The sequence below is a fragment of the Sandaracinus amylolyticus genome, from assembly GCF_021631985.1.
GTDB classification, from domain to species: Bacteria; Myxococcota_A; Polyangia; order Polyangiales; family Sandaracinaceae; genus Sandaracinus; species Sandaracinus amylolyticus_A.
This window is the reverse complement of the sequence record NZ_CP070225.1, coordinates 7,077,295-7,095,688: the sequence shown is the minus strand read 5'-3', so window position 1 is coordinate 7,095,688 and position 18,394 is coordinate 7,077,295. Positions and strand designations below refer to the sequence as shown.

Here is an 18,394-nt window from a genome sequence, read left to right as displayed (position 1 = left end):
CGCGAGGCGACGCGACATCGCTCACGCGATCAGAACTGGATGGTGCGCTCGCGATGACCGAGCGACGCGAGCGACTGCCGCGGGCGATAGAAGTCGCGCCAGAGCTGGAGATAGCCCTCGAGGAGCCGCTCGGGGCTCATCTTCGCGGGGCGGAACACGACGTCGGCGTCGTTGTATCGAGACCAGTCGGTGTGCAGCAGGCGCCCCGCGCGGAAGAGCGCTTCGAAGTCGGGCGTGCCGGGGTAGGGCGTGCGGATCGCGAACTCCGCCTTCGCGAGCGCGACCTCGTCGGCGAGCTCGAGCATGCGATCGAAGGTGCCCTCGTCGTCGTCCTCGTTGCCGACGAGGAAGGACGTGTAGGGCTCGATGCCCTCGTCGTGACAGCGTCGCAGCGCGTCGACGGCACGACGCCGGTTCTTCGGATCGCGCCCGGTGAACGCGCCGCGCGTGATCGGATCGAAGCCGCCGACCAGATAGAACATGCGAACTCCACCGGCGCGGAGGCGCGCGAAGAATTGCGGCGACTGCGCGAGGATCATCGGCATCGAGATCCCCACGTAGCTCACGCCGACCTCGACGCCCCGAGCGATCGCGACGTCGAGCAGATCCGAGAACGCGCGCTGCTGCGGCGAGCCCGGGAAGAACGACGTGTCCTCGGTGAGCGAGGCGAGCTTGCCGTGCCGCTCGAGCTGGGCGATCTGGCCGCGCACGTGATCGCCGTCGTAGCAGCGGATGCGGCGCCCCATGCTCGCGGGGATCGCGCACGCGGAGCGGGTGAGCATGCACCCGCGCGAGAGCTGCACCGGATAGTCGTCGGGGCGGTAGCGATCGTTCTCCTTCGCGACGTAGAGATCGATGCGCGGCAGCGGCAGCGCGTCGAGCGCGGCGCTCGTGCTCGCGCGATAGCGAGGGCGCAGCGTGCCGGCGGCTGCGTCGCGCAGGACCTCGGGCCACACGGCCTCGCCCTCGCCGATCACCACCGCGTCGCAGTGCGCGCCTGCTTCGTCGGGACGCGTCGTCGGGAAGACGCCGCCCATCACGACCTGGGCGCCCGCGGCGCGGAACGCGTCGGCGAGCTGCATCCCGCGCACGCCTGCAGGCGTGAAGCACGAGATCGCGACGAGGTCGGGCGGATCGTCGAGGCCGACGTCCTCGACGCGATCGTCGCGGAACTCGATCTCCCACTCGCCCGGTGTGATCGCGGCGAGGCACGCGATGCCGAGCGAAGGCGGGCCGAAGTACTCGTTGCACGGCACCGCGTCGCGCAGCTCGGGGTGCACGTCGGCGTGCCTGCGGAAGCGCGGGTACACGAAGCGCAGGCGTCTCATGCGCACGCTCCCACCCGCGTCGGCTCGCGCGAGAGCGCCTCGACGATGTCGTCCTCGTACCCCTCGTAGAGCTCGCTCTGCTCGGCGCGATCGAGCGCGCGTCCGGCGCGATCGAGGGCGCGGCGGGCGCCGAGCGCGAGCACCGAGGCGCGCGTCGCATCGCCGCTCGATGCCGCGTCGAGGGTCGCGCTCGCGGCGTGCAACCAGAGATCGGCGCGCGCGAGCGCCTGCAGCATCGTCTGGTGTCGGATGGCGACGACGCCGTGGAGACGGCGCGCGGCGAACACCGCGTCGTCGAGCCGCGACGCGAGCGCGTCGAGCTGTCCGCCGAGCGCGCCATCGTGGTGCGCGCGCGGCAGGCGATGGCCGGCGAGCACCGCGGTGCCGTGGCGCACGAGCAGCACGTCGTTCGCGCCCTCGAAGATCCGGGTGACGCGACAGTCGCGCGAGAGCAGCGCGACCCCGGGATCTTCGAGGAAGCCGAGGGCGCCGTGGACCTGCACCGCGCGATCGCACGCTTCGCAGGCGAGCTCGCTCGCGAGCACCTTGAGCGCGCCGGCGTGCATCGGGAGATCGGCGTCGTGCGCGCAGGCGCGATCGAGCAGCGCCGAGATCGTGGCCTCGGCGGTCGCGATCGACGCGACGTGGTGCCGCACCGATCCGAGCTCGATCAGCGCGCGCCCGAACTGCCTGCGCTCCGACGCGTGCGCGAGCGTGCGCTCGAGCGCGATGCGCACCGTGCCCAGGCATCCCGCGGAGAGCAGCACGCGACCCCACGCGAGCGTGCGATGCGCGTCCTCGAGCCCACGCGCGCTGAGGCGATGATCGGCGGGCACGATCGCGCCGTCGAAGCGCACGGTGCACGTCGACGACGCGCGCAGGCCCATCTTGCGCTCCTCGCGCCCGATCTCGACGCCGTGGGTGTCGCGCGGGACCAGCACGAGCGCGCTCGGTCGGCCCGTCGCATCGGCGTCGCGCACGAGCACGGTGAGCACGCCCGCGAGCCCGGCGTTCGTGACGTACGCCTTCTCTCCGTCGACGCAGAGCCCGCTGCGCGTGCGACGCACGGTGGTGCGCACCGACGCGAGATCCGATCCTGCGCCGGGCTCGGTCGCGGCGAACGACGCGAGGCGTGTCCCGCGCGCGAGCATCGGGAGCCATCGCGCCTGCAGCGGCTCGGGGGCGAGATCGATCAGGGCGCGTGTGCCGAGCCCGGCGTGCAGGCCGACCGTCGTCGCGAGGGATCGATCGGCACGCGCGACCTCGGCGACGATCGCCGCGACCTCGCGCAGCGAGAGGCCGAGGCCGCCCCATCGTTCGGGGATCGAGAGGCCGAAGAGGCCCAGCGCACGCGCGCCCTCGAGCACGCGCTCGGGCATGCACCCCGCGCGATCGTGGGCACGCGCGTCGACCTCGGCGGCGAGGAAGCGCCGGGTCGTCGCGAGCATCGTGTCGAGCGACGTGTCACCCACGCGCACGCTCCGCGCTCTGCGTGCTCCACGTGGTCTCCACGAAGCAGCACGCGTCCTCGACGGTGCGGAGCGCGAGCGCGTCCTCCATCGGGAGATCGATGCGCAGCTCCTCGGCGAGGCGCGAGAGCAGCTCGAGGCTCTGCAGCGAGTCGAGCCCGAGGTCGTCGCGCAGTCGATCGTGCGGGCGCAGCGTGGCCGGATCCGCTTCGAGGATCTCGGCGAGCAGCGCGATCGTGAGCGTGCGTCGTTCCTTGGTGGTGAGAGCGTCGCCTCGGTGTGTCATGCGGCTCCTTCGGTGGTGCGCAGCGTGGGCAGGTAGCGATGACGCGCGAACCACGCCCACGCGCGATCGAGCGTCTCTTCGAGCGGGCGGAAGCGCGTGCCGAGCTCGTCCATCGCGCGCGCCGACGAGATCGGACGGCCCGCGACGACGAGATCGACGAGCTCGCGCGGGAACGGGACGCGCTTGCGCCAGCGCGCGGCGGCGGCTTCTTCGGCGTCGGCGCGACGTCGTGCGTCGTCGGCGCCGATCGACGGGCCGGGCACGCGTCCGCCGTAGCGCGCGGCGACGCGCGCGAGCAGCGCGCCGAGGCGGACGTTGTGGGCGACGAGGCAGTAGCGCCGCGACGGCGCGGGATGCAGCGCCGCTTGCACCGCGCTCTCGGCGACGTCGCCGACGTCGACCAAGCTCACGATTCCATCGGTCCACCACGGCAGCGTCCCCGCGACGATGCCGACGAGCAGGCCGCCGGTGCCGGCGCGCACGTCGTGCGGCCCGAGGCATCCTCCGGGCGCGAGCGTGATCGCGTCGAGCCCGCGCGCCTGCCATCGCTCGAGCTCGCGCTCCATCGACCACTTCACCGCGCGATAGACGCTCTCGCGCGGCGCTTCGTCGGGCACGTCGCGCTCGTCCGCCGCGCGACCGGGTGGTGCATCGCCGATCGCGCCGGTGCTCGACAGATACACGACGCGCGGTCCGCCGGCCTCGAGCGCGGCGCGGCCGAGCGCGGCGATCTGCGCGACGCCGGTCGCGACCTCGCGATCGCGATGGAGCGAGTAGCGCGGATAGTGCGCGCCCGCGACGAACACCGCGTCGCATCCGCGCATCGCGTCGACGAGCGCGGTGTGATCGTCGAGCGCCGCGGGGACGAGCTCGACCGGGCGCCGACGCACCAGCACCGTGAAGCTCCGCGCGCGGCGCGTCACCCGCACCGCTACGCCGCGCGCGAGCAGCGCGTCGACGAGGTTGAGCCCGACGAAGCCGGTTCCTCCGATCACGAGGGCGCGTCGCATCCACCGTCCTCCTGTTGAGCGTCGACGAGGAGGCGCGCGCACTCGCCGCGCCGAAGCTTGCCGCTCGAGGTGCGCGGGATCGTGCCGATCGGGCCGATCACCACACGATCGGCGCGCACGCCCGCGAGCGCGAGGAGCTCGCCGCGCACCCGCGCGGTGAGCGCCGTCTTGCCCGCCGCGTCGAGGCCGCGCGCCTCGAGCACCACGACCAGCGCGTCGGTGCCGGTCTCCTCGCTCGGGATCGCGAGCGCGGCCGCGGCGTGCACGCGTTCGTCGGCGTCGATCGCGATGCGCTCGACGTCCTCGGGATGCACGTTGCGCCCGCCCTGGATGATCAGCGCGCGCGAGCGGCCCGAGACGTAGAGCTCGCCGCCGAGCACGAAGCCGAGATCCCCGGTGCGCAGGCGACCTTCACCGAGCGCGCGCGCGGTCGCGTCGTCGTCGCGGTGATAGCCGCTCATCAGCGACGCGCCGTGCACCGCGATCTCGCCCACGTGACCCTCGGGCAGCGCGCGTCCGTCGTCGCCGACGATCTCGACCGACGTGCCGAGTACCGGCACGCCGACGCCCACGAGCTCGCGCGCGTCCTCGCGCTCGCTGCGCAGCGCGAGCCCTCCCGCGAGCGCATCGCGATCGACGCGCAGGACGTGCGCGCCATCTCCCGGCGCGACCGCGGTCACCGCGAGCGTGGCCTCGGCGAGGCCGTACACCGGACAGAACGCGCTCGCGCGGAACCCCGCGCCCGTGAAGCGATCCTCGAAGCGCCGCAGCGTGCGCGCGTGCACCGGCTCGGAGCCGTCGAGCGCCGCGCGCCAGCGCGAGAGGTCGAGCCCTTCCGCGTCGGCGCGCCGCGCGACCATCTCGTACGCGAAGTTCGGCGCGACCGAGATCGTCGCGCCGGTGTCGGACATCAGCTCGAGCCACCTCCGCGGCCGCATCACGAAGCCCTCGGTGGGCAGCAGGTGCAGCGCGTACGGGCAGACGATCGCGGTGAGCATCGCGCCGACGAGGCCCATGTCGTGATAGAGCGGCAGCCAGCTGACGCCGACGTCGTCGTGCGAGAGGCGCAGCGCGTGCACGATCGCGCGGGCGTTCGCGACCGCGGCACGATGCGAGACGACGACGCCCTTCGGGCGCCCGGTGGTGCCCGACGTGTACTGCAGGAGCGCGGGATGCGAAGGTTCGACGAGCGGCGAGCACGCGAAGTGGCGCGGCGTCGCGGGGATCTCGCTCGGGGTGAGCGACGCGCTGAGCATCGTCGCGAGAGACGTCTCCGCGGCGGCCTCGACGACCCGCGGTGAGCCCACGAGCACGCGCGCTCCGGCGTGCGCGAGGATGGTGCGTGCGTGCTCGAGGTAGCGCTCGGCGCCCCCGAACGTCATCGGCGTCGCGAGCGGGAGCGGCACCGCGCCGATCCAGGTCGCACCGAAGAACGCGCCGACGAAGTCCTCCGACGTCGGCAGCACGATCGCGACGGGCTCGCGCGCCTGCACGCCGACGTCGCGCAGCGCGGATGCCCATCGCAGCGCGCTCGCGAGCGCGGCGCGCGCGTCGAAGCGTCGCGGCGGGCCCGAGCCGTGGAACGTCGCGAACGGCGCGTCGATCCCCGCGGCCTCGACGAGGGCCTCGACGAGCGTGAGGTCGCGTGGTGCGCCCGAGTCGGAGAAGGCGTTCCGCATCGCCCCGAGCGAGCCACGCGCCGGCCGCGACCTGGTTGATGCGGCGCAATCCGGGCCGCTTGATCTCGCGCAACCACGCGGCGCGCGCGGCGGGCATGACGGGGCGCGTGCCGAGCTCCGAACGTCTCCGCGTGCTCACCACGCTCGTCCTCGTCCTCTCGCTCGCGCTCGTCGCGCTGGGCGGGGTCGTGCACACCACGGGCTCGTCGCTCGCGTGCCCCGACTGGCCGCTCTGCCACGGCGAGGTGATGCCGCCGATGGAAGGCGGGATCCTGTACGAGCACTCGCACCGCCTGCTCGCGCTCGCGGTGATGATCGGCGTGCTCGCGCTCCCGTGGGTCGCGGCCCGCGCGTCGCGCTCGCAGCGACACCTCGCGATCGTCGCCGCAGGGCTCGTGGTCGTGCAGGCGTTGCTCGGCGCGATCACCGTGCTGCTTCGCCTGCCGCCCCTCGTGTCGGTGCTGCATCTCGCGGGCGCGACCACGCTGTGCGCGCTGCTCGCATGGATCGCGACGCGGGAGCGCGGCCCGAGAGCTCCGATCGCGCGGCGCACCCGGGATGCGATCCGCAGCGCGCTCGTGATCGTCGTCGCGCAGGTGCTGCTCGGCGCGGCGGTGCGTCACCTCGGCGCGAGCATGGCGTGCGGGCGCGACCTGCTCGCCTGCGACGGGACGCTCGCGCCCTCGCACGCGCTGGGGGTGATCCACCTCGCGCATCGCGCGCTGGGGATCGTCGCGCTCGTGCTGGTGATGCGGGTCGGCGTCCTGGTGTCGCGCGAGCGCGGGCCCGTGATCGGCCTCGCGCTCGCGCTCGCCGCGCCGGCGCAGGTCGCGCTCGGGCTGCTCACCGTCGCGCTCGGCCCGCGCCTCGCGATCGTGGCGAGCCATCTCGTGCTGGGCGAGCTCGTCGTGATCGGGCTCGTGCACCTGCTCGCGCGCACCCGCGACCTCGCCGGCGCCGCGCCCGGGCACGCGTTCGTCGCGCGCGCCCTCGTGAGCTCGTGATCACGACAGGTCGCGCTCCACGCACTCGGCCGCGCGCAGCGCCATCGCCACGATCGCGACCTGGGGGTTCACTCCGAGCGGTCCCGGGATCGCGCTCGCGTCGACCACGAAGAGATCCTCGAGGCCCCACACGTGATGATCGAGATCGATCACGCCGAGCGAGGGATCGCTCGCCATGCGGCACGTGCCCATCGGATGGAAGCTCACGAGCCGCAGCGGGTCGTCCCAGAGCGCGCCCTGCTCGTAGGCGCGCCACGCGCGCGCTCCGTCGAGCACCCGCGATCGTTCCACCAGTGGAACGATCCGCTTCGCACCGGCGGCGCGGAGGATCTCGCCCGCCCGCGCCACACCGCGCGCGAGCCGCACACGATCGTCGCGCGCGAGCACGTAGGACGCGATCGGATGACCACCCGGCGCGTCGAGCCGCAGGCGTCCTTCCGACTCGAGGTCCGCCGCGAGCACGCCGAGGAACGCGGTGTGATCGATCGCGTCCATCGCCTCGGTGAGCGCGCCGCCGGCGCTCCCGAGCACCGACGCGGCCAGGCTCGGATCGGGCTGCGCCGCGAGCACCATGATCCCTCGACCGATCAGGTCGTCGGAGGCCCAGCCCTGCGGGACGTGACGGAACGGCTCGATGCGCTCCGAGAGCACGCCCGCGATCCCCGCGCTCGGCTGGATGCGGAGGTGCGCGCCGAGCGCGCGCATGCGGCGCAGTCGATCGATGCGCGCGAGCAAGCGTGGCGTGCGCAGCGCGCCGGCGGCGAGCACCACTGCGCGCGCTCGGATCACGATCTCGCGCCCCGCGCGATCACGCACCACGAGCCCGCGCGCGTGGCGTCCTTCGAGGATCACCCGCTCCGCGCGCGCAGCGGTCAGCACCAGCGCGCCGCGCGCGAGCGCGCTCGGCAGGAACGAGACGTCGGTCGAGCGACGCGCGCCCCGGGCGCAGCCGAAGTCGCAGAACCCACCGGCCTCGCAGTCCGGCGCGTTGCGCGCGACCGGCCCGTGCGATGCGCTCAGTGCGTCGCATCCGCGCGCGATCACGTCGGCGATCGGGCCCGCGAGCGCGCGCGAGCACGGCGCGACACCGAGGGCGCGCTCCGCGTCGTCGTAGTAGGGCGCGAGCTGCTCGAGCTCGAGCTCGCTCGATCCTGCGAGCTCCGCCCATCGCGCATGGGCCCATCGCGGCGCGCGGAAGCACGAGCCGGTGTTGATCGCGGTCGAGCCGCCGAGCGTGCGCCCGCTGAAGATCGGCACGCGCACGTTGCCGATCGCCCATGCGGTCGGCGCGTAGAGGCGGCGATGCGCGTCGAGCGCGGGCCCGCCGAGCGCACGACGCGGCCGCCACGTTCCTTCTTCGACGAACACCACGGCGAGCCCGCGGCGCGCGAGCGTCGTGCCCAGCGCCGCGCCACCCGCGCCGGTCCCGACCACGACCACGTCGCAGTCGATCGGCTCGAGATCCGGCCACTCGCTGGCGTCCGAGATCCCGCGCGGCGGGCGCTCGTCGATCACCGGACGCTCGCGCGCCGGGCCGACACACGCGCGCACGCTCGAACGATCGAGGTGCGCGAGGCCGGTGACGCTCGCGAGCGCGCGCGCGATCACGCCGGCGGGCGATCGTGATCCGCTCCACGCGTCGACGAGCGATCGCTGCGACGCGCGATCGAGGTCGGCGAAGCCCCGCGCGTGGCGCGCGCGCGCGAGCACGTCGAGCGCCGCGACGGCGCCGCGCAGCGCGAGATCGCCGAGCGGACCTGCGTGCTCGCCGACCAACACGCGCACGTGCTCGAGCGTCGCCTCGTCGGCACCGGGCACCCTCCGCCCTCCCGGGAAGAGCGCCTCGAGCAACGCGAGCGTGGTGCGTGCGGTGGGATCGATCACGACCTCGTCATGCGGATCGTCGTGCGCCCACCGATTGATCTCGCGCAATCGCGGCGCGAGGTGATCCAGATCATGGCGCCGCGCGCGCGGTGTGTACCTGCCCGCCATGCGCAACACGGGAGGGAGCGAGCTCGAGCGGGTCCACGACGCGCTCCGGCCCGTGCTCGATCCCGAGCTCGGTCTCTCGATCGTCGACCTGGGCCTCGTCGGCGCGATCGCGCGCGATCACGGCATGCTCTCGGTCGAGCTCCTCGCGACCACGCCCGCGTGCCCGATGCGCGAGACGATCCACGAGGACGCGCTGCAGGCGCTCCGCGATGCGTTCCCGCGCGACGCGATCGAGGTGCGCGCCTCGGCGCTCGCGTGGAGCCCGGCGCGCATGAGCGATGGCGCGCGCCGCGCACTGGGTTGGTCGTGAGCGCGCGCGCGATCCCGCTCGCGCTGCGCGCTCCGATCGCCGCGTGCGCCGCGCTCGCGCTGGTGTCCGGCGTGCTCGCCGGGCTGGTGCGCGCAGGGTGGGGCGTGCCCCTGCCTGCGAGCGCGATCATGGCGCACGGGCCGCTGCTCGCGGTCGGGTTCTTCGGCACGTTGATCGGGCTCGAGCGCGCGGTCGCGGTCGGGCACCTCGCCGCGCTGGTCCCGCCGGTCCTCGCCGCGGCATCGGGCGTCGCGATGGTGCTCGGCGCGCCGATCGCGCCGGTGCTGGCGACCGCATCGGGCCTCGCCGCGCTCGTGCTCCACGGGTGGCTCCTCGCGCGCTCGCCCTCGCTCGATCTCGCGATGCTCACGCTCGGCGCGCTCGCGTGGGCGCTCGGCAACGTCGCGTGGCTCGCGGGCCGCACCATCGCCGACGCATCGCTCGGGTGGTCGGCGTTCCTCGTGCTCACGATCGTCGGCGAGCGGCTCGAGATGACGCGCCTGCTCCCGCCGCGGCGCGGGCGCACCGCGACGCTCGCCGCTGCGGTCGCGCTGCTCGTTGTCGGCTCCGCGAGCGCGGTGATCGAGCCCGGGCTCGGTGCGTGGGCGCGCGGCGCGGGGCTCGCGGCGATGGGCCTGTGGCTCCTCGCGCACGATGCGGTGCTGCGGGTGCGCGCTCCCGGCACGCCGCCCTACCTGAAGACCGCGCTCGCGCTCGGTCATCCCTGGCTCGTGATCGCGGCGCCGCTCGTGGTGCTCGCGGGCGGCGATCTCGCGGGGCTCCGCTACGACGCGGCGCTCCACGCGATCTACGCGGGGTTCGTGCTGGGCATGGTGCTCGCGCACGCGCCGATCGTGCTCGGCGCGGTCCTGAAGGTGCGGCTCGCGCCGCCGCCCTTCCTCTACGTGCCGCTCGTGCTGCTGCACGGAGCCACCGCGACCCGCGTCGCGGGAGACCTGCTCGGCGAGCCGAGCCTCCGCGGCCTCGGCGCGCTCGCGAGCGCGCTCGCGCTCGTCGTCTTCGCGTCGACGATCGTCGTGTCCCTCCTCGCGCACCGTCGTGCCCGCGCGGCCGATCGCGACGGGCTTTCTCTCGGTGCCGCGACGGAGCGATCTCCATGACGAGCTTCGAGGTGCACGTGCAGCGCGACGTCCTCCTGCGCACCCTCGCGACGTCGCGTCTCTTCCGCACGCTCGACGCGTCGCTGCTCGCGACGATCGTCCCGCACGCCAGCCTGCATCGCCTTCAGCAGGGCGAGTGTCTGTGGCGGCGCGGCACGCCGGCCGAGCACTTCCACGTCGTGCTGCGCGGCGTGCTCGAGCTCCAGCGCGCGGCGAACGGCCCGGATTCCACGCTGATCGCGCTCTTCGGACCGGGCGAGAGCCCTGCGATCCCGGCGACCCTCGAGCGCCGTTCCTTCGTCGCCGACGCGTTCGCGGCGACCGCGTCGCTCGAGATCCTCCGGGTCCGCGCCGCGCCGATCCTCGAGCTCGTGCAGAGCGAGGTGCACCTCGCGCTCGCGACGAACCGCGCGCTCCTCGATCACTGCGCGCTGCTCCACGCGAAGATCGACGTGCTCGCGGCGGGCGCCGTCCACCGTCGGGTCGCCGCGTTCATGCTCGACCTCGTCGAGCGCTTCGGCGACGAGGGGCTCGACGGCAAGACCTACGTGCCGCTCGCGCTCTCTCGCGCGCACGTCGCGACCTACGTCGGCGCGCGCGTCGAGACGGTGATCCGCACGTTCTCGCAGTGGCAGCGCGACGGGCTCGTCGCGACGACCAAGGACGGCTTCGTGATCCGCTCGACCGACGAGCTCCGCGCGCTGCTCGCGGGCACGACGCGCGACGCTGCGCACGCCGCGTCCTCCTGACGGTGGCGCGCCGCGCGGACGTGTCTACCTGGCTCGCGAGCGGACCCATGCGCGCGACGTCGACGAGCCCGCGGGAGTTGGTGCGGTTCTGGTGGGCCGCCCTCGTCTGCTTCGCGATCGCGGCGCTCACCGGCGTGCTCTTCCGCGGCACGACGTCGTGGGGCTGGGCGCACGGGATCTCGCTGGTGAACGTGCGGCACGCGCACTCGCACCTGATGTTCTTCGGCTGGGTGACGCCCGCGATCATGCTGCTCGTCGCGGCGCGGACCGCGGCGATGCGCGGCGCGCGCATGTCGCGCGCGATGGGCCACGTGATCGGCGCGACGCTCACGCTCGGCGTCGCGAGCCATCCGCTCTTCCTGCGCTTCGGCTACGCGCCCGCGGTGATCGGCGATGCACGGGTGCCGCTCTCGGTGATCGTCGCCGGGCTCAACATGATCGCGTGGTACGCGTTCGTCGCGCGCTACGTGCGCGAGACGCGCGGGATGACCCGCAACGCCGCGCTCGCGTCCTGGGATCTCGCGCTCGTCACGCTGGTCGTCTCGAGCGCCGGCGCGTGGAGCCTCGCGCTGCTGCGCCCGCTCGGCCTCGACGTCGAGCGCGGGACCGCGATCGGCATGCACCTCTTCCTCGATCCGTTCTCGGAGGGATGGCTCGTGCTCGCCGCGCTGGGGCTCGCCTACGACGCGCTGGGCATCGAGCGCGCGCGGCCGCGCGTGACGCTGGCGATCGCGCTCGCGAGCACGCTCGCGTTCGGTCTCGCGGTGCCGCGCGGCGTGGTGCCCGATGCGCTGCGCTGGGTCTCGGCGGGCGCAGGGCTCGTGTGGGGCGGCGCGTTGCTCTCGGAGATCGTGCGGCTGGCGCGCGCGCCGCGCGCGAAGGAGCTCGCGGTGCCGCTCGCGATGGGCGCGATCGCGGCGGTCGCGCGCGTGGTCGCGAGCGCGACGCCGTGGATCGCGTGGACCTCGATGGCCGGGCTGCGGCTGCTCTATCTCCACGCGCTGCTGCTCGGGCTCGTGACCCTGACGATCGTGCTCGTCGCGCGTCGTGTGATCGGCCCGCGCGCCGTGCCCGCCCGTGGCGTGCTGCAGGCCGCGGTGATCGTGCTGCTGGCGACCCTCGTGCCGCTCTCCGAGGTGTGGCCCGCCGCCTGGGGCGGTGCCTGGACGATCGGAGTCGCGACCGCGGGCGCGGTGGGCATGGCGATCGTCGCGACCAGCGCGCTCGTCGCGAGCGTCGCGAGGCCGCGCGCGATCTGAGGGGGTTGCACGGCTGCAACGCGCGAGGCGCGAGGTTTGCGCCGGTGCAAAGCCGTCGATCCCGCTCGCACCGAGCCGGTGCGCCGAGGCAGGATCGCGGGCATGGCGATGCCGCGAGATCTCCTGCACCCGATCGTGCTCGTGGGTGGACGCAGTGCCCGCTTCGGCCGCGACAAGCTGCGCGAGCCGCTCGATGCGGGGTGGCTCGTCGACCGCGCGATCGCGGCGCTCCGCGAGTCGACCGGGCGCGCGGTGACGCTCGTGGGCGCGTGCGATCCCGACGTCGCGACGCGCGGTGATGCGCAGATCGACGACGCGCACGAAGGGCACGGTCCGGCCGGCGGGGTCCTCACCGCGCTCGAGCGGCTCGGTGATGTGATCGTGCTGCCGGGAGATCTCCCGCGGGTGCGTGCGTCGACGATCGCGTCGGTGATCGCCGCGGCCGAGCGCGCGCCCGAGGCGCTCGTGGTGCGCGCGAAGGGAGAGCCGCTGGTCGCCGTGTACCGGCGTGCGCTGGTGGGGCGCATCGCCGCGCGCATCGCGGAGGGACGGCGCTCCCTGCACGATCTCGCGACGCCCGAGGAGACGATCGAGGTGGACGTGCGAGAGGAAGAGCTCGTGAACGCCAACACGCCCGAGGTGCTCGACGTGCCCGCGAACGTGTGGGGCTTCGAGGGCATCGACGTGCGGCTCGAGCTCGTCCCGCTCGCGGCGCGGCGCGCGCTCGATCGCGCCGGCCTTCATCTCTCGCTCGAGACGTGGCGCGCGCTCGAGCTCGATGCGCGTCGCGCGATGGTCACCGAGGGCGCGCGCGAGGTCGTCGACGTCGGCGCCGTGCGCACGATCCTCGCGGGCACCGCGACCCGCGAGATCGACGCGGTGCCCGAGCTCGATGCCGCAGCGCCGCCCGCGGCGTTGCGCGACGCGATCGGCGCCCGGCTCGGGGCACGATGGCCCACGCTGCGCGCGCTCGAGCGCTTCGCGCTGGTGCACGGGATGAAGAGCGCGTCGCGGCGTGGTGATCCGTCGCGCCTCGACGAGGTCGTGCGCGCCGTGCTCGGATGAGGCGCGTCCCGCGCTTTGCGTGCCCTGCGAGATGACCCATGGTTCCTCCGAGGTCCCTCGTGCAGCGTGAATCGCTCCTCCGCACGCTCTCCACGTCGCGTCTGTTCCGCTCGCTCGACCCCGAGCTGCTCGCGACGCTGGTCCCTCACGCCGACGTGCATCGCCTGCATCAGGGTGAGTGCTTGTGGCGGCGCGGCGCGCCCGCCGAGCACTTCCACGTCGTGTTGCGCGGCGTGCTCGAGCTGCAGCGTGCTCCGACGAGCCACGAGTCGACGCTGATCGCGCTCTTCGGCCCGGGCGAGAGCCCCGCGATCCCGGTGACGCTCGAGCGCCGCGCGTTCATCGCGGACGCGTACGCCGCGACTCCGTCGCTCGAGGTGCTGCGCGTCGCGTCTGCGCCGATCCTCGAGCTGGTGCAGACCGACGTGCGCCTCGCGCTCGCGATCAACCGCGCGCTGCTCGAGCACTGCGTGCTGCTGCACGCGAAGATCGACGTGCTCGCAGCGGGCACGGTCCAGCGTCGTGTCGCCGCGTTCATGCTCGACCTCGCCGAGCGCTTCGGGGACGAGGGGATCGACGGCAAGACCTACGTCCCGCTCGCGCTCTCTCGCGCGCACGTCGCGACCTACGTCGGCGCGCGCGTGGAGACCGTGATCCGCATCTTCTCGCAGTGGCACAAGGAAGGGCTGGTCGCGACGAGCAAGGAAGGGTTCGCGATCCGCTCCATCGACGAGCTGCGCGCGACGCTCGGCGGCGCGAGCCTCGACGACGAGGACTGAGATACCGTGACCTCGTGCAAGCTCGAAGTGCGGTCGTCAGGCCGCCGCGAGCCTCGGCACGAAGGGCGTGCGGGTGCGCGCGACGCTGATCATCGCGCCGAGGAGCTTGCGCATCGCAGCGATGATCGCGAGCTTCTTCGGCTTTCCGGCCGCGACCAGGCGCCCGTAGAACGCCTTGAGCCACGGGTTGTGGGTCACCGCTCGCAGCGTCGGCATCCAGAGCTTCGCGCGCAGGTCGGCGTCGCCCATCGTGCAGGCGGGGCCTCGCAGTGGCTGGCGCTTGCCTGAGTGGCTCACGATCGGGGCGACGCCGACGTACGCCGCGAGCGCGGCCGCGCTCTTGAACGCGTCGAAGTCGATCGAGGCGATCATCCGCGCCGCGGTGTTGTCGCCGACGCCGTCGATGGTGGTCAGCAGCTTGCCGACCTCGTGGCGCTCGAGGCTCTGGCCGATGTCGTCGTCGAGCTTCTTGATCCGCGCTCGGAGCGTCGCGATGTCCTCGCACGCGTAGCGGATCTGAAGCTCGTACGCCGTGCCCTGGTGGCGGCCCACGGAGGTCTTCGCAGCCGCGCAGAGCGCTTGCGCGAGCTCGACACCGATGACGTGGCGGCCGTCGTACTTCAGCTCCGCCAGCGCGTTCGGGTCGGCAGCACGGAAGGCCTCGGCGGTCGGACTCGCGATGAGCAGCGTGGTCGCTTTGGCCGAAGCCACGTCGCGCACGTGCTCGGTGAACTCCGGAAAACAGAGGTCGAGCGCGCGGTGCAGTTGCCGCGTGCGGTCGCCGAGGTCCTGCACGAGGCGGTCGCGAAGCCGGATCAGCTCACGCAGCTCGAGCGTGGCCTCATCGGGCATCGGGGTCGCCGCAGGTCTCTTCTGCTGCGCGAAGCGTGCGATGCCCAGAGCGTCGAGCGCGTCGGTCTTCGCGCGCCGCAGATCCTCGGCTGCAAACCGCGACGTGCGCGTCGGGTTCAACAGCGCGACCTGAAACCCTGCTGCATGCAGGAACGCGAAGAGGTTCTGCCAATAGTGCCCCGTCGCCTCCATCGCGATGAACGCGTCGGCGGGCTCACCGAGCATCGAGCGCAGTCGCTCGTAGCCCGACGCGTCTTCGGAGAACGGCGTCGGCTTCCGCAGTGCCTTGCCCGCCTCGTCCACGATCGCGACGACGTGCTTCTCCGAACCGATGTCGATCCCGACGAATCTCATGTGCCTCTCGAGCTCGTGTTCGCGTCCCCGGGAGCCTCGGAGCCGAGCTTCGTGCCCTTGCTTGTCCATGCGAGGACGGTGGACGAGCCACGCCTCTGGATACCGTTCGAGCAAAGAAACTCGGTCGAGGGCGCCAATCTCAGTCACGGGGACGATGCCCCAAGCCCTACGCGGCGACCCTCTCCCGAAACCGCTGGACCGGCAGCCCTACCACGGCGGGCAATCGGCCGGTGCACTAGATACAAGCCCCGGTCAAGTCGAAGGAGCACCAGGGTCCACGATGAGCGTTGCGCGTCGTGGGATGCGCGAGCGAGCATCGCGCGATGCGTTGGACGGCGTGGGCGATCCTCTCGGCGTGGCTCGTGGTGATCGGATGCGACGACGCGAGCCCACGAGGAGGCGACGCCGGCCGGTACGACGCGGCGCAGCCCAGCGTCGATGCGGCGCAGCCGCGTGACGACGCGCAGCCCGCGATCGACGCGGCGCCGAGCGGGGTGTCGGGGCGCGTGACGTACGATCGACGTCCGTTCGCGCGCGGCGGCCTCGGCGCCGCGATCGCATCGCCGGCGCCGGGCGTGGAGGTCGTGCTGCTCGATGGCGAGAGCGAGATCGCGCGCGCCACGACCGACGAGGACGGACGCTTCGCGTTCGACGCGGTCGGCGATGCGGTGCGCGTGCTCGCGTCCAGCTCCGATCCCGCGAGCGACGTGACCGACTTCGACGGCGCGACCTACGCGTTCCGCGGCTCGGTCTCGGCGGGGGTCGGGGACGTGCACGTCGCCGAGGTCGACTTCGGCGGTGCGCTCGCGATCGCGCACACGATGCGCGAGGGCCTCCAGTACGCGCGCGTCGCGTTCGAGCGCGATGCGCCGTTCCCGCCGCTCGAGACGCACTGGGAGCGAGGCCGCGTCACGCCGGGCGGCACGTCGTACGCGAGCGGCGACGAGCTGTGGATCCTCGGTGGCCCCGACGACACCGACGAGTTCGACGTGCCGGTGCTGCTGCACGAGCTCGGGCACTTCCTCCAGCACGTCGTGTCGTTCAGCCAGATCGTCGGCGGAAATCCGCACGCGGGCGCGGACACCGATCCTCGGCTCGCGTGGAACGAGGGCTGGCCCTCGTTCTTCGCGTCGGCGGTGCGCGGCGATCCGTTCTACGGCGACACCGTCAGCGGCGAGATCTCGCTCGCGCTCGATCTCGGCGCGCTGTCGCGAAGCGGCGAGTACGTCGCGAATCCCGGCGGTCCGATGTCGCAGCCGCTCTCGGAGTGGATCATCGCGAGCTCGCTGTGGCGGCTCTACGTCGCGTCGTCCGACGTCGATCAGCAGCGCGCGCGATCGTTCGGCGTGCTCACGGAATGGCTGGTCGACGGCGCGAGCGATCGCGGCGCGGACGGCCCCGAGCTCGTCGACTTCCTCGACGGATATCTGTGCACGAACGCGGGCGCGGATCGCGCGGTGATCGAGAGCTACGTGGTCGCCGATCGCAGCTTCCCGTACGACCTCGCGCCGCCCTGCGAGAAGCCGGGACGACCGCGCGCGATCGCGTTCCGCTCGCCTGCGCCGGTGTGGCTCCCCGGGCACCGAATCGTCGATGCGCGCGGCCGCGCGCTGCGCGAGATCGTGATCCGCTGAGTCGAACAATCCGCGCGCTGCGCGCGCTCCCGTCCGCTACCGGCGGGACGAGCACTCCGGCAAGGGCTCAGCTGCGCTCGCCGAGGACCGTGTAGAACGCGTGCTCGCCGCGCACGACGCGCAGCAGCGCGGTGCCGTCGGAGAGCGCGCGAGAGAGATCCTCGAGCGTGCGGACCGTCTCGCGATCCGCGTCGACGATGACGTCGCCGGGGCGCAGCCCCGCGTGGTACGCGGGGCCTGCCTCGCGCACACCGCCGACGATCGCGCCGTCGCTGCCGTCGTAGCCCACCTGCTCCGCGAGCTCGGGCGTCAGCGCGAGGAGCTCGATCCCGAGATCGCGGCTCTGGGGACGCGCTCTCGCGCGCGACACCGGAGGACGCTCTTCGTCCTCCTCGGCGCGCGCGATCGGACGGAGCTCGATACGTCGCTCGTGACCGCGTCGCAGCACCTCGAGCGTGAGATCGTGATCCACCGGATGGCGCAGGAGGTTGCGGGTGAGATCCACGCTGCGCGCGATCGGAGCGTCGTCCATCGCGATGATCACGTCGCCGAGCTGCACACCGGCGCGCGCCGCGGGGCTCTCCGCGTCGAGCGCGTTGACGATCGCGCCGCCGCGATCGGCGGGCGCGCCGAGCGCGGTCGCGAGCTCGGGCGTGAGGTCCTGGTGCTCGACGCCGATCCACGGCCGGCGCACGCGGCCGTGTCGGAGGAGCTGCTGCGCGACGTCGCGCGCGAGCTCGGCGGACACCGCGAAGCTCACGCCGGGCGCCGGCCGCAGCACGATCGTGGTGACGCCGACGACCGCTCCGTCGAGATCGACCAGCGGCCCGCCCGAGCTGCCGGGATGGATCACGGCGTCGGTCTGCACGTAGTCCTCGAGCTCGCTCATCCCGAGCCCGCTGCGACCGAGCGCGCTCACGACACCGGTCGTCACCGTCGCATCGAAGCCATAGGGTGAGCCCACCGCGACGACCCAGTCGCCGACGTGGTGCTCGCGCATGTCGGCGAAGCGCAGCGGCTCGAGGCCGCGCGCCGGCACGCGGATCACCGCGAGGTCGGTGGCGCGATCGGTGCCGACGACGCTCGCGGGCAGCACGCGTCCATCGGCGAGCCGCACCCGGATGCGCGCGGCGCGCGACACGACGTGACGGTTGGTCAGGATCGCGCCGTCCTCGGAGATCACGAACCCCGACGCGCCCGCGGCGATCACGGTCTCGGGCGGGAGATCCGGGAGCATCCAGCGCAGCAGCGGCGAGATGTCCTCTTCGCTCAGCACCGCGTCGACGCGGATCGACACGACCGAGGGCGCGACGCGCGCCGCGACCTGCGCGAACGCGCTGCCGACCCGCTGCGCATCGGCGATCGTCGCGCTGCGCTCGGAGGGCTGCGCCTCGGTGTGCGAGGAGCTCGGCGGCGCGAACGCCGACGCAGTGAGGCCGAGCGCCACGCCGCACACCGCGGTGATGACGCGCCGCGGTGCGCGCTCCCGATCGACGTTCATGT

16 protein-coding genes are annotated in these 18,394 nt (G+C 73.4%); 8 read left to right on the top strand and 8 right to left on the bottom strand.

The window, feature by feature from the left end; all coding sequences use genetic code 11:
* Positions 1-29: 29 nt before the first annotated feature.
* From I5071_RS30060 to I5071_RS30040, 5 genes are read right to left on the bottom strand one after another with little or no spacing between them, the layout of a single operon-like run.
* Positions 30-1,328, bottom strand: a complete 1,299-nt coding sequence (locus I5071_RS30060) for a B12-binding domain-containing radical SAM protein (protein WP_236516696.1) — start codon at positions 1,326-1,328, stop codon at positions 30-32.
* The gene (locus I5071_RS30055) at positions 1,325-2,800 is read right to left on the bottom strand and encodes an acyl-CoA dehydrogenase family protein (protein ID WP_236516695.1); all 1,476 of its coding nucleotides are present in this window, start codon (positions 2,798-2,800) and stop codon (positions 1,325-1,327) included. The genes I5071_RS30060 and I5071_RS30055 overlap by 4 nt, the downstream gene beginning before the upstream one ends.
* On the bottom strand, positions 2,793-3,083 hold the full coding sequence (locus I5071_RS30050; protein ID WP_236516694.1) for an acyl carrier protein: 291 nt from the start codon (positions 3,081-3,083) through the stop codon (positions 2,793-2,795). The genes I5071_RS30055 and I5071_RS30050 overlap by 8 nt, the downstream gene beginning before the upstream one ends.
* Positions 3,080-4,093 (bottom strand): NAD-dependent epimerase/dehydratase family protein, encoded by a 1,014-nt coding sequence (locus I5071_RS30045; protein ID WP_236516693.1) that lies wholly within the window; start codon positions 4,091-4,093, stop codon positions 3,080-3,082. Before I5071_RS30045 ends, I5071_RS30050 begins: the two co-directional genes overlap by 4 nt.
* Positions 4,075-5,772, bottom strand: coding sequence for an AMP-binding protein (locus I5071_RS30040; RefSeq protein WP_236516692.1), 1,698 nt, complete (start codon positions 5,770-5,772; stop codon positions 4,075-4,077). Before I5071_RS30040 ends, I5071_RS30045 begins: the two co-directional genes overlap by 19 nt.
* Before the next feature lie 38 nt (positions 5,773-5,810).
* Between I5071_RS30040 and I5071_RS30035 the strand changes: the two genes are divergently transcribed.
* On the top strand, positions 5,811-6,776 hold the full coding sequence (locus tag I5071_RS30035; RefSeq protein ID WP_236516691.1) for a COX15/CtaA family protein: 966 nt from the start codon (positions 5,811-5,813) through the stop codon (positions 6,774-6,776).
* Here I5071_RS30035 and I5071_RS30030 read toward each other — a convergent pair whose 3' ends face one another.
* Positions 6,777-8,708 (bottom strand): GMC family oxidoreductase N-terminal domain-containing protein, encoded by a 1,932-nt coding sequence (locus tag I5071_RS30030; RefSeq protein ID WP_236516690.1) that lies wholly within the window; start codon positions 8,706-8,708, stop codon positions 6,777-6,779.
* 58 nt (positions 8,709-8,766) lie between these two features.
* Here I5071_RS30030 and I5071_RS30025 point away from each other — a divergent pair, with 58 nt between their 5' ends.
* The 6 genes from I5071_RS30025 to I5071_RS30000 all read left to right on the top strand — a co-directional run bounded on the left by I5071_RS30025 (position 8,767) and on the right by I5071_RS30000 (position 14,051).
* Positions 8,767-9,078, top strand: coding sequence for a metal-sulfur cluster assembly factor (locus tag I5071_RS30025; protein WP_236516689.1), 312 nt, complete (start codon positions 8,767-8,769; stop codon positions 9,076-9,078).
* Positions 9,075-10,199, top strand: coding sequence for a hypothetical protein (locus I5071_RS30020; protein ID WP_236516688.1), 1,125 nt, complete (start codon positions 9,075-9,077; stop codon positions 10,197-10,199). Before I5071_RS30025 ends, I5071_RS30020 begins: the two co-directional genes overlap by 4 nt.
* Entirely contained in the window at positions 10,196-10,948 is a 753-nt protein-coding gene (locus I5071_RS30015) for a Crp/Fnr family transcriptional regulator (RefSeq protein ID WP_236516687.1), read from the top strand. Before I5071_RS30020 ends, I5071_RS30015 begins: the two co-directional genes overlap by 4 nt.
* 47 nt (positions 10,949-10,995) lie before the next feature.
* Positions 10,996-12,207 carry a hypothetical protein gene (locus I5071_RS30010; RefSeq protein ID WP_236516686.1) on the top strand — a complete coding sequence of 404 codons (1,212 nt, stop codon included), beginning with the start codon at positions 10,996-10,998 and terminating at the stop codon, positions 12,205-12,207.
* Between the two features lie 102 nt (positions 12,208-12,309).
* Positions 12,310-13,272 (top strand): nitrate reductase associated protein, encoded by a 963-nt coding sequence (locus I5071_RS30005; RefSeq protein ID WP_236516685.1) that lies wholly within the window; start codon positions 12,310-12,312, stop codon positions 13,270-13,272.
* A gap of 59 nt (positions 13,273-13,331) precedes the next feature.
* The gene (locus I5071_RS30000) at positions 13,332-14,051 is read left to right on the top strand and encodes a Crp/Fnr family transcriptional regulator (RefSeq protein ID WP_236516684.1); all 720 of its coding nucleotides are present in this window, start codon (positions 13,332-13,334) and stop codon (positions 14,049-14,051) included.
* Positions 14,052-14,087: 36 nt separating this feature from the next.
* On the opposite strand, the gene I5071_RS29995 is transcribed toward I5071_RS30000, so the two are convergent.
* Positions 14,088-15,404 (bottom strand): IS110 family transposase, encoded by a 1,317-nt coding sequence (locus tag I5071_RS29995; protein ID WP_236516683.1) that lies wholly within the window; start codon positions 15,402-15,404, stop codon positions 14,088-14,090.
* A 176-nt stretch (positions 15,405-15,580) separates the two neighbouring features.
* On the opposite strand from I5071_RS29995, the gene I5071_RS29990 reads away from it, so the two are divergent.
* On the top strand, positions 15,581-16,891 hold the full coding sequence (locus tag I5071_RS29990; RefSeq protein ID WP_236516682.1) for a carboxypeptidase-like regulatory domain-containing protein: 1,311 nt from the start codon (positions 15,581-15,583) through the stop codon (positions 16,889-16,891).
* Between the two features lie 67 nt (positions 16,892-16,958).
* Here the strand turns inward: I5071_RS29990 and I5071_RS29985 are convergent, their stop codons facing one another.
* Positions 16,959-18,392 carry a trypsin-like peptidase domain-containing protein gene (locus tag I5071_RS29985; RefSeq protein WP_236516681.1) on the bottom strand — a complete coding sequence of 478 codons (1,434 nt, stop codon included), beginning with the start codon at positions 18,390-18,392 and terminating at the stop codon, positions 16,959-16,961.
* Between the last annotated feature and the right edge of the window lie 2 nt (positions 18,393-18,394).